Source organism: Streptomyces sp. NPDC007875 (genome assembly GCF_042868035.1).
Classification (GTDB): Bacteria; Actinomycetota; Actinomycetes; order Streptomycetales; family Streptomycetaceae; genus Streptomyces; species Streptomyces antimycoticus.
Window position 1 is genome coordinate 1 of the sequence record NZ_JBIADZ010000079.1, and the last position, 9189, is coordinate 9189.

Sequence of the window (9189 nt, forward strand, 5' to 3'; positions counted from 1 at the left end):
CCGTTCTATTCGACGGTGCTCGGTGAGCTGGTGGACACGGTCGGTCTGGATGCCGAGTACTGGTACCGGAACCTGCGGCAGACCGTCGAGCTGGAGGCCACCACCCGCACCCTGCTCGACAGCGGGCATGGCGTGTTCATCGAGGCGAGCCCGCATCCCGTACTCATGCTGCCGTTGCAGCAGACGGTGGAGGCCGCCGGGGCGCGGGCCGTGGTCGTCGGCACGCTGCGGCGGGACGAGGGCGGCCTGGAGCAGTTCCTGACCTCCGCCGCCGAGCTGCACGTCAGCGGGGTCGGCGTCGACTGGCGGACGGTGTTCGAGGGCCGTGGTGCCCATCGGGTCGACCTGCCGACCTACGCCTTCCAGCGTCAGCGGTACTGGCTGGACGCGGCGGTCGGTGAGGTGCCCGCCGGCGGTGAGGGATTGGGCGCGGACGCGGTGGACGCCCGGTTCTGGGAGGCTGTGGAGCGCGAGGACCTGGCGGCGCTGGTCCGGACGCTGGAGGTGGACGACGAGGAGCAGCGGTCGTCCCTGACCGCGTTGCTTCCGGCGCTGTCGTCGTGGCGTCGTCAGTGGCGTGAGCGGAGCACGGTGGACGGCTGGCGCTACAGCGTGGTCTGGAAGTCGGCGGAGTCCGCCGCTGAGGCCACGCTTACCGGCACGTGGCTGGTCGCCGTTCCCAAGGTCTGTGGTGACGACGCCTTGCTTGCCTCCGTGGTGGATGGTTTGGCCGGGCGCGGTGCGCACGTGGTGCGCATGGTCGTCGACGCGGCCGATGGTCGTGAGGTGATGACGGAGCGGCTGCGTGGGGCGCTCGACGAGACGGGGGTGGATCCGTCGGATGTGGCGGGTGTGTTCTCGCTGCTCGGGCTGGATGAGTCGGCGCACGGGTCGTTCGAGGTGGTCCCGGCCGGGCTGGCGGCGATGGTGGCGCTGGTCCAGGGGCTGGGTGACGCCGGTGTGGTGGCCCCGCTGTGGTGCGGGACGCGGGGTGCGGTGTCGGTGGGACGTTCCGACCGGCTGGTGAGCCCGACACAGGCGATGGTCTGGGGGCTGGGGCGGATCGTGGGAGTGGAGTATCCCCAGCGGTGGGGCGGTGTCGTGGACCTGCCCGAGACCATCGACAGCCGTGCGGTGGCCCGGCTGGCCGGTGTGCTCTCGGCCGGGGACGGCGAGGACCAGGTCGCGGTGCGTGGTTCGGGGGTCTTCGTCAAGCGGCTGGTGCGGGCCTCGGCGCCTGAGAGCACGGCCACGGATGGCTGGCGGCCGAGTGGTTCGGTGCTGGTGACCGGTGGTACGGGTGCGCTGGGCGGTCATGTGGCGCGGTGGCTGGCGCGTACGGGCGCTGAGCATCTGGTGCTGACCAGTCGTCGTGGGATGGAGGCCGAGGGCGCCGTCGAGCTGAAGGCGGAGCTGGAGGAGCTCGGTGCCCGGGTGACCGTGGCGGCATGTGACACGGCCGACCGTGCGGCGCTGGCCGCAGTGTTGGACGCGATTCCGTCGGAGTTCCCGCTGACCGCCGTGGTCCATTCGGCGGGTGTGCTGGACGACGGTGTGATCGATGCGCTGACGGTGGAGCGGGCGGCCGGGGTGTTGCGTCCGAAGGTCGACGCGGCGCGGAATCTGCATGAGCTGACCGCCGGGATGGATCTGTCGGCGTTCGTGCTGTTCTCCTCGGCGGCGGGCACGACAGGCGGTCCGGGGCAGGGGAGCTACGCGGCGGGCAATGCCTTCCTGGACGCACTCGCGGCCCAGCGGCGGGCGGACGGGCTTCCGGCGGTCTCCATCGCCTGGGGCGCCTGGGCCGGCAGCGGCATGGTCATCGACGGCGACCTCGAAGGGCACATGGAGCGGGGCGGCGTGGCCCCGATGGACCCCGAACTGGCGATCTCCGCGCTCCAGCGCGCGCTCGACGTGGAGGAGACCTTCGTCCTTGTGGCCGACGCCGCATGGGACCGCCTCGGTGAAGAACTCGGTGGAACCCGGCCGACCCCCATGCTGAGTGAGCTGACGAAGCCACGGCGGACGAACGTGTCGTCAGCGTCCTCTGACCCGGAGCCGGCCGAATCGGCCGCGGCGGAGCTGCGCGCGAGTCTGGAGGGGCTGTCCTCGGCGAAACGTCAGCGGTCCCTGCGCAAGCTGGTCCGGCAGCACGTCGCCGCGGTCCTGGTGCATGCGACCCCTGACGCCATCGAGAGCGATCGGTCGTTCAGGGAACTCGGCTTCGACTCGCTGACGGCCGTGCAGCTCCGCAACCGTCTGGGCGCGATCACCGGCCTGGAGCTGCCGACCACGTTGGCGTTCGACTTCCCGAACCTCACCGTACTGGCCGAGCATTTGGAGACGAACATGTTTCCGCAGGCCGGCGGCGCTGAGCAGAACGACCCCGAAGAAGACCGAATTCGCGAGGCCTTGGCCTCAATTCCGCTCGCGCGTTTCCGTGAGGCCGGACTTATGGACGCCCTGCTGGAACTCGCCCACATCTCGGAGAGCGGTTCTGAGCCGGTGCCCCAAGAAGAAATGAACAGCGCTGTCGACGAGATGGATGTCGACGACCTCGTCCAGAGGGCACTGGGCGGCGCAGACCTTTGATGTTCGTGGAAGTGTGGAGCTACTGATGGCTACGTCCTCCGAAAGAGTTGTCGAAGCGCTGCGCGCTTCTCTGCGGGAAAACGACCGCCTCAAGCTACAGAACCAGCGCCTGATGGCGGCGTCGCGGGAGCCCATCGCCATTGTGGGAATGAGCTGTCGCTTTCCCGGGGGCGTAAGCACCCCGGAGCACCTGTGGCGACTCGTCGCGGATGGCGTCGACGCCATCTCCGGATTTCCGACCAATCGCGGCTGGGACCTCGAGGGGCTTTACCACCCGGACCCGGACAATCCTGGGACGAGCTACGCCCGAGAGGGTGGCTTCATCTACGATGCCGACCAATTCGACCCGCAGTTCTTCGGAATTTCTCCCCGTGAGGCCGTGGCGACCGATCCGCAGCAGCGGCTGGTGCTGGAAGCGTCATGGGAGGCGTTCGAGCGAACCGGGATCGACCCCGTGTCCCTGCGCGGCAGGCAGGTCGGGGTTTTCGTCGGTACAAACGGTCAGGACTACGCGACTCATCTCTATGAGGTGGGGGGTGAACTCGAGGGCTATCTGACCGGTGGCGCGGCCAGCGTGGTGTCGGGGCGTATCTCCTACACCTTCGGTCTCGAGGGACCCGCGGTGACGGTGGACACGGCGTGTTCGTCGTCGCTGGTGGCGCTGCACATGGCCATGCAGGCGCTGCGTCAGGGCGAGTGTGAGCTGGCGCTGGCCGGTGGTGTGTCGGTGATGGCGTCGCCGGGGTCGTTCGTGGAGTTCAGCCGTCAGCGTGGGCTGGCGGCTGATGGCCGGTGCAAGCCGTTCGCGGACGCCGCGGACGGTACGGGCTGGGCCGAAGGTGTGGGCATGCTGCTGGTGGAGCGGCTGTCGGACGCGCGGAAGAACGGCCACCCGGTGCTGGCGGTGGTGCGGGGCAGCGCCATCAACCAGGACGGTGCGTCCAATGGTCTGACGGCGCCGAACGGTCCGTCGCAGCAGCGGGTGATCCGTCAGGCGCTGGCCAGTGCCGGGTTGTCGGCGTCCGAGGTGGACGCGGTGGAGGCGCACGGTACGGGCACGACATTGGGTGACCCGATCGAGGCGCAGGCGCTGCTGGCGACGTACGGCCAGGAGCGGTCGGCGGACAGCCCGCTGTGGCTGGGTGCCATCAAGTCGAACATCGGTCATACGCAGGCGGCGGCGGGTGTGGCCGGTGTGATCAAGATGGTGATGGCGATGCGGCACGGGGTGTTGCCGCGAACGCTGCATGTGGACGAGCCGTCGCGGCAGGTGGACTGGTCGGCCGGTGAGGTACGGCTGCTGACGGAGGCCACCGCGTGGCCGGAGACGGACCGGCCGCGCCGGGCCGGTATCTCCTCGTTCGGGGTGAGTGGCACCAACGCGCACACCATCATCGAGCAGGCGCCGGAAGCCGACCGTGATGGGCAGTCCGAGGCGACCGCTCCCAAGGTGGACGGGGCAAAGCGGCCCGCTGTCCTGCCATGGCTGGTGTCCGCCAAGAGCGCTGAGGCGCTCGCCGCCCAGGCGGGCCAACTCCACGCCCACCTGAGTGCCCACTCGGAGCTGACACCGGCGGACGTCGGATTCTCCCTCGCCACGACCCGTTCGGCTTTCGATCACCGTGCGGCCCTGGTCGCCGGGGACCGGGACGAGCTCCTCCGTGGCCTGGAGGCCCTGTCCACCGGCGAGAACGCGGCTCAGGTGGTCCAGGGCACGACACGGATCGAGGACACTCTCGCGTTCTTGTTCTCGGGTCAGGGTGCGCAGCGCGTGGGCATGGGGCGGGAGCTGTACGACGGCTTCCCGGTGTTCGCGCGCGCCTTGGACGAGGTGTGTGCGCACCTGGATGTGGTGCTGGACCGTCCGCTGCGGGAGGTGGTGTTCGCGGCGGAGGGGAGCGCGGAGGCCGCGCTGCTGGACCAGACGGCGTTCACTCAGCCCGCGCTGTTCGCCATCGAGGTGGCGCTCTTCCGGCTGCTGGAGCACTTCGGTGTCACCCCGGATGTGGTGATCGGTCATTCCATCGGTGAGATCGCGGCCGCGCATGTGGCGGGGGTGTTCTCGCTGGCGGACGCGTGCACGCTGGTGGCCGCCCGTGGGCGTTTGATGCAGGCGTTGCCCGAGGGTGGGGCGATGGTCGCGGTCGAGGCGTCGGAGGAGGAGATTGCTCCGTCGCTGGCCGGTCGTGAGGCCGAGGTGAGCATCGCTGCCGTCAACGGTCCGAACGCCGTGGTCATCGCCGGTGATGAGGAAGCGGCGCTGGAGATCGCGGGGCAGTGGGCGGAGCAGGGCCGTAAGACCCGCCGGCTGCGGGTCAGCCACGCGTTCCACTCGCCTCGCATGGACGCGATGCTGGACGGCTTCCGCAAGGTCGTCGAGGGGCTGTCGTTCGCCCCGCCCGCCATCGACCTCGTCTCCAACGTCACCGGCAGGATGGCCTCGGACGCCGAGGTGTGTTCGCCGGAGTACTGGGTGCGCCACGTGCGGGAAGCCGTGCGCTTCCTGGACGGGGTGCGGACGCTTGAGGGACAGGGCGTGACCACCTTCCTGGAGGTGGGCCCCGACGGTGTGCTCTCGGCGATGACGCAGGACTCCCTGACGGAACGGGGCGAGCCTGCCTCGGCGCCCGTGATCGTGCCGGTGCTGCGCAAGGACCGCTCGGAGGGCGTGGCGCTGACCACCGCGCTGGCACGGCTGCACGTTCACGGCTCCGCTGTCGATTGGACCTCGGTCTTCGACGGTCTCGGGGCCCGCAGGATCGACCTGCCGACCTATGCCTTCCAGCGTCGGCGTTACTGGGTCGAGAAGTCCGTCGATGCGGCCGGTGCCGATGCCGGAATCCGTCACGAGGTGGATGCGCGGTTCTGGCAGGCCGTGGAGCGTGAGGATCTCGAATCGCTCGCGAAGGAGTTGGACTTCGACGACGAGGCGTCGTTGCGTGCGGTGCTGCCGGCTCTGTCGGCGTACCACCGCAGCAGCCGTGATCGGTCGACGATCGATGGCTGGCGTTATCGGGTGTCGTGGAAGCCGGTCCCGGAGGTGGCCGAGGGGTCGTTGTCGGGGTCGTGGCTGGTGGTGGTTCCGGCGTCCCGTGCCGAGGATGAGCTGGTGGCGGGGGTTGTCGCCGGGTTGGAGCGGCATGGTGCGGGTGTCGTCTCGCTGGCGGTGGATGAGCGCGACCTGGACGCGAAGGTGCTGGCGGATCGGCTGCGTGGGATGGTCGCGGAGCTGCCTGAGCTGGGTGGAGTGCTGTCGCTGCTCGCCCTGGACGAGGAGCCTTGTCCGGGGCACCCCGCGCTGTCGGGTGGCTTCGCCGCCACGTTGACGCTGGCGCAGGCGATGGTTGAGGCGGATGTTCCGGCTCGGCTGTGGTGCGGTACGCGTGGTGCGGTGTCGGTGGGGCGTTGGGATGCTCTGGCCGGTGCCGTGCAGTCGCAGGTGTGGGGTCTGGGCCGGGTGGTGGGGCTGGAGCACTCTGCGATGTGGGGTGGTCTGGTCGATCTGCCCGAGTCGCTGGACGAGCGTGGTGCGGCGCGGCTGGCCGGTGTGCTCTCGGCCGGGGACGGCGAGGACCAGGTCGCGGTGCGTGGTTCGGGTGTGTTCGCCAGGCGTCTGGTGAAGGCTGATGCGGGTGAGGGGGCCGAGCGGCCGTGGCGGGCGCGTGGCACGGTGCTGGTGACCGGCGGCACGGGCGCGCTGGGCGGCCGGGTGGCGCGCTGGGTGGTGGGTCAGGGTGCCGAGCATGTGGTGCTGACCAGCCGCCGTGGCGCCGAGGCGCCGGGGGCGGCGGAGCTGCGCGAGGAGCTGGAGGCGCTGGGTGCCCGGGTGACCGTGGCAGCGTGTGATGTGGCCGATCGTGCGCAGGTGGCCGCCGTGCTGGACGCCGTTCCGGAGGAGTTTCCGCTCACTGCGGTGTTCCATGCGGCAGGTGTTGAGCAGGCGGCTGAGCTTGCCGGGATGAGTCTGGCGGATGCCGCGGCGGTGGTGTCCGGGAAGGCCGCGGGCGCCGCGTATCTGGATGAGCTGCTGGGCGACCGGGAGCTGGACGCGTTCGTGGTGTTCTCGTCGATCGCCGGTGTGTGGGGCAGTGGCGGCCAGGCCGCGTACAGCGCCGCCAACGCTTACCTGGACGCTTTGGTGGAGGACCGCCGTGCCCGGGGTCTCGCCGGTACCGCCGTGGCCTGGGGTCCCTGGGCCGAAAGCGGCATGGCGACATCGGAGGGGATGGAGCGCGAGCTCGCCCGCCGCGGCCTGCTCGTCATGGCTCCGGAGCTGGCTCTTGCCGCACTGCGGGGCGCGCTCGCGGGCGACGACGGTGCGGTGACGGTCGCCGACATGGACTGGAAGCGGTTCGCCCCCGCGTTCACCTTGGAGCGGCCGAGCCCGCTCATCGGCGACCTCCCCGAGGTCGAAAAGGTACTCCGATCCGGGGGCGGGTCCGGCCAGTCGGAAGCCTCGGCGGGTCTGCGGGAGCGGCTGGCGGGGCTGACCGAGGCCGAGATCGACCGGACCCTGCTCAACCTGGTACGTGGCCATGTGGCCGCGGTCCTCGGATTCACCGGTGGGGAGACGGTCGAGCCCGAGCGCGCGTTCAAGGAGCTGGGTTTCGAATCGCTCACAGCGGTGGAGTTCCGTAACCGGCTGGTGGGGGAGACCGGGCTGGAGCTGCCGACGACGCTGGTCTTCGACTACCCGAACGCGTCGATCCTGGCGGACCATCTGCGTGCCGAGGTGCTCGGGACGCGAGGCGCGGTGGCCGCGCCGGTGGCGGTGGCGGCCCCGGTCGACGACGATCCGATCGCGATTGTCGGGATGAGCTGCCGCTTCCCGGGCGGTGTGCGCAGCCCGGAGGATCTGTGGAACCTCGTGGCCGGCGGCGGCGACGCGATCTCCGACTTCCCGTCCAACCGTGGATGGGATGTGGACGGGATGTACCACCCGGACCCCGACCACTCGGGCACGTTCTACTCGCGCGAGGGCGGTTTCCTGCACGACGCGGGTGAGTTCGACGCGGCCTTCTTCGGCATCTCGCCGCGTGAGGCACTCGCCATCGATCCCCAGCAGCGGCTGCTGCTGGAGACGTCCTGGGAGGCGTTCGAGCGCGCCGGTATCGCTCCCACGTCCGTGCGCGGCAACCAGATCGGCGTGTTCGTGGGCGCTGCCACCTCGGGCTACGGGGCCGGTGTCAACGAGTCGGCGGAGGACCTGGAAGGACAGATATTGACCGGCAACGCGACCTCGGTCGTGTCCGGTCGAATCTCCTATACCTTGGGCCTCGAGGGGCCCGCGTTGACGGTGGACTCGGCGTGTTCGTCATCGCTGGTCGCCCTGCACCAGGCCGCGCAGTCGCTGCGTCAGGGCGAGTGCTCCATGGCGCTCGCCGGTGGTGTGACCGTGCTGGCCACGCCGGCGGCCTTTGTGGAGTTCAGCCGTCAGCGCGGGCTGGCGCCCGATGGCCGGTGCAAGCCGTTCGCGGATGCCGCGGATGGTACGGGCTGGTCCGAGGGTGTGGGCATGCTGCTGGTGGAGCGGCTGTCGGACGCCGAGCGCAACGGTCACCAGGTGCTGGCGATCGTGCGCGGCTCCGCCGTCAACCAGGACGGTGCGTCCAATGGCCTGACGGCGCCGAACGGCCCCTCGCAGCAGCGGGTCATCCGGCAGGCGCTGGCGAACGCCCGCCTGTCGGCCGCCGAGGTGGACACGGTGGAGGCCCACGGCACCGGTACGACGCTGGGTGACCCGATCGAGGCGCAGGCGCTGCTGGCGACGTACGGCCAGGAGCGGCCGGAGGGCCGTCCGCTGTGGCTGGGCGCGCTGAAGTCGAACATCGGGCACACCCAGGCCGCCGCCGGCGTCGGCGGGATCATCAAGATGGTCATGGCGATGCGCCACGGTGTACTGCCGAAGGTGCTGCATGTGGATGAGCCGTCGCGGCAGGTGGACTGGTCGGCGGGTGAGGTGCGGCTGCTGACGGAGGCCACCGAGTGGCCCGAGACCGGTCAGCCGCGCCGGGCCGGTATCTCCGCCTTCGGTGTGAGCGGTACCAACGCGCACACCATCATCGAGCAGGCCCCGGTGTACGACCAGGCGGTGCCGGACGAGGACCCCGCCGATGACCACGGCGTCCTTCCCTGGGCGCTTTCCGGCCGGAGCCCGGAAGCCCTGCGCGCCCAGGCCGAGCGGCTGCGGTCGCATCTGATGGCGCGCACCGAACTGGGCACGCTGGATGTGGCGTACTCACTGGTGGCGACGCGCTCGGCCCTCGAACACCGAGCGGTGGTCACGGTCGCGGACCGTGCGGAACTGCTGCGAGGGCTCGAGGCTGTCGCGGCCGGTGAGGCTGCCCCGGGAGTGATGCAGTCCGTCGCGCGTACTTCGGGTTCGACGGCGTTCTTGTTCTCGGGTCAGGGTGCGCAGCGTCTGGGCATGGGCCGGGAGTTGTACGAGGCGTTCCCGGTGTTCGCCCGCGCGCTGGACGAGGTGTGCGCGCACCTGGACATGCTGCTGGATCGTCCGCTGCGGGAGGTGGTGTTCGCGGCGGAGGGGAGCGCGGATGCCGAGCTGCTGGATCAGACGGCGTTCACTCAGCCGGCGTT

General features: G+C 70.3%; 2 protein-coding genes. Both read left to right on the plus strand.

Annotated elements, in window-relative coordinates; all coding sequences use genetic code 11:
• On the plus strand, nt 1–2592 hold a 2592-nt coding region (locus tag ACFYOY_RS48835; protein ID WP_388594551.1), incomplete at its 5' end, for an SDR family NAD(P)-dependent oxidoreductase.
• Nucleotides 2593–2617: 25 nt separating this feature from the next.
• Nucleotides 2618–9189, plus strand: a 6572-nt coding sequence (locus tag ACFYOY_RS48840; protein WP_388594554.1) for a type I polyketide synthase, incomplete at its 3' end; no start/stop codon positions are given.